Origin of the sequence: uncultured Cetobacterium sp. (assembly GCF_947039425.1) — a bacterium.
GTDB lineage: Bacteria > Fusobacteriota > Fusobacteriia > Fusobacteriales > Fusobacteriaceae > Cetobacterium_A.
In genome coordinates this window covers 1-3,524 of the sequence record NZ_CAMQYW010000211.1, presented here as the reverse complement: position 1 = coordinate 3,524, position 3,524 = coordinate 1, and the positions used below count along the sequence as shown (strand labels likewise).

Sequence of the window (3,524 nt, the reverse complement as noted above, 5' to 3'; positions counted from 1 at the left end):
TCTTGCTAAAATATATCCATCTTCATTATATTTTTTTAATATTTTATCTCTAGCATCTCTTAACTCATTTAAGTTTAATACTTCTCCAGGTTTAATATTTATTAATTTTTTTAATTCCTCTGTTGTATATTTAGTATTTCCTACAATTTCAACTCCATTTATTATTGGATTCTCTATAACAGAATATACTACTACAAGTCCTTCTGGATATTGATATACATCAGGAATAACCTCTTTAAATAAACCTGTTTCTAAAAGTTCTCTTTGCCCTTTTAATATTTTATTTTTTGAAAAATGTCCTCCAACTTTTATTGGTATATCTTTCATTATTTTATTCATTGGGACATTTACACTTCCAACAACCTCTAAACTAGATACAACTAAAGATGTATCTACTTTTTCTCTTTCTGACATCGGAATAATACCTTTATGTTCTAATAGCTCTTTCGTATCTTTTTTCTCTTTTACGTCTACAACTAATTTTATTCCTCCATCATATATTTGAGGATATATTGCTAGTTCTTCCACATAATCAGTTTTTTTTATATTATTATAATCACTTAGTAGACCGTCTGTTGAAAATACTTGACCAGTTTTCATATTCATTTTTTCTAATAATACTTCTTTTGGAATTTCATTTATATTTTTAAACTCTACTCCTTTTACCAAATATCCATCTTGTGCACCAAATGCAACTACTGAAGATATCAGTGATATTAAGCCTATCAGCTGTTTTCTCATCCCGTTTTGCCCTCCAATTAATTTTTCTTGAAAAATATATCATTTATACTATTATATTTTCTTTCAAACTTAAAATCAACATAATAATTTAAATTTCCTTTTTTATTTTCTTCTATAGCTGTTGTATCATTTAATTTTGCTGTACCTATACCATAAGACCATCCAGATTTATATCTTCTTTCAACTTTAAAATCAAACTGATTTATTGTATCAGATATAGCTCCTTGATCTTTACTCTTATCTGAAGCATCAACACTGTATCTACTTCCATCTACAATTCCTATTCTAGCAACCCAAAAATATTTGTTTTTATAAATAGAATTTTCTGCTTCTAAATACGCTCCAAATCCAAGCATATTTGTTTCTTGAGCTGAACCATTATTATTACTATTATCAGAATTAGATAATACCTCTTGATTAAATATATCAGAAACAATTCTAAATTTAGATATATGAAGTACATCTTTTATTGTTTTAGATATTGGTCTAAGCAAAGTACTTGAAATTTGACTATCTATTAATGTTTTAAATAATAAGGCTACTGCATCTTTTTGATTTTCAGGTCCATCTCCATTACTTGTAAACAACTCTTTTAAATTACTACTTTGACGTCCTTGATCTGTTACTATATTTAAGTTTAAACTATTTAGTTCACCTTGTAAAGAAATATCTAATCTGCTAGTTGGGTCAAGTGAGGAAACCTCTACTACAAGGTTTGGATTAAAGTCTGTTATTCGTCCATTCCTCTTATCTGATAGAATAATAGCTCTTGTCACTAAGAACTCCTCATCACCTAGATAAAAATGTCCATTTTGAACTTCTAACTCTCCAACTACAGCTATATCATCATTTCTTCCAATTATTTCCATTCTTCCTAAAATTTTACCCTTTACATCTTGAGCAAGTGATGATACATCTGAAATATTTATATCTATTCCTTTTTTTATAAGTACTCCAATATTAAAATCTGGGCTATTTTCTAATTTGCTCTTTATTTCAAAATCTTTTCCTAATTTTTTACTTTGACCAATTAATGCTCTTGTTTTATCAACTATAAAATTAAATATTGTTACAATTAAACCTTTATCTTCTTTAACAATACCTGTTATCTCTCCATTATTAACAATTACATTCCCGTTAATTTTATTATCTGAAAAAAATAATCCAGTTGAAATATCCAATGAAAAATAATCTTTTAATTCATATATAACATTTTTCATACTTAATTTAAGATTATAATCTAAGTTTTTATAAAACTCTGAATCCATTTCCATTTCATCCATATTAGGAATCTTTATATATCCTGTACCTTTTATTTTCCCTTTATTAATTATTCCACTTAAATTTGTTAAATATATTTTTTCATTATTAACTTTAATATTTAAATTCACATCTTTAATCGATACTAAAGCACTCGGTATTTCAGCTTTAATATTTTCTAAATTTATATATCCTATATTTTTGCTATAATTATTCGAAAGAAGTATATCTATATTTCCTTTTCCTTGAATATTTTCCACATATTTTTGATTTGATATTACATTTAAAAAACTTAAATCTATATTTTTAGATAAAATCTTAAATTCATATTCACTTTTTTTAATATTATAATTTCCTATACCTTTTATTTGGTTTCCTTCATAATATATAATAGCTTTATTTAAATTTAATTTTTCTAAGTTTCCTTTTAATAATAATGATATTTTATTAAACTCAAAGTTTTTTATTCCAAACTTTCCATTTTTTATTTCAAAAGAATAATTTGGATTTTTTAATTCTCCTAATATTTCATTTTTTATTTCAATATTTCCTGTTAAATTCTCTGTTTCAATTATACCTTGTAAATCTTTCACATATATTTTTTGATCTGGTATCTTATAATTTATTTTATTATTTTTAAAATCAACAGTCCCAAAAGAATTAAATAATTCTTTTCCTTGTAATCCTAACATCTTTAAACTTAAAATTTCTAAACTATTTGTTTTACTATTTTTTTCATAATTTAATTCGCCTTTTATATTTGGAAGTTCATTTCCATTAAAATATACCCTGTCTATATTTAAAAGAATATTACTTCTAATTTCTTCTTTATTTATTTCGCCTTCAACTCTAGACAAGATCCTATATTTTAACTTTTTAAAATTATAATATTTAGAAAGATTTTCCTCAAGTATATTTGCTTTAAACTCCCCTTTATTCTCAATTAAATTATAATTTAAAAATAATAAACTTTGATTTATTTGAAATCCATTTAAAATTAATACTTTGTCTTCTAACTCAATTTTTCCTTTTAAAGACACTTTTTCTTCATTGGGAAGTTGAATATATGCCTCTTTTATATTTGAAACTACTTCAGGATTTTTAATATCACCTAAAATACTACCTTGAACATTTTTTAACCCTAACTTTATATTTGAACTCTTTATATTATCACTTATATATGAATTGATACTATAGTTTAAATTTAAATTTTTACTATTTAAATTAATTTCTCCTTTTAAATCTAAAAATCTATTTCTAACATCTACCAATGTTAGAATATTATCCTGAAATCGGCTTTCCACCTTAATTCCACAAATAGAATAGCCCTTATAGTTCATTTCACGAATTTCACCATTTAAATCCATTTGTAAGTCTTTATCTTTTATAACCTCAACTGTAGCATAAGTACTAATACCCATTTCATCATTTGATGCTGTAAAATCTGTAACATCCCCTTGAAATAAAAACTTATAGATCGGAAGAGCACACGTCTGAACTCCAGTCACGAATTCGTATCTCGT

Annotated in this window: 1 protein-coding gene; it reads right to left on the bottom strand. The window is 24.7% G+C overall.

Features of this window, described 5'->3' with window-relative positions:
- A partial coding sequence (locus Q0V09_RS09320; RefSeq protein WP_297488831.1) for a POTRA domain-containing protein occupies positions 1–741 on the bottom strand: 741 nt, incomplete at its 3' end.
- Positions 742–3,524: the final 2,783 nt, after the last annotated feature.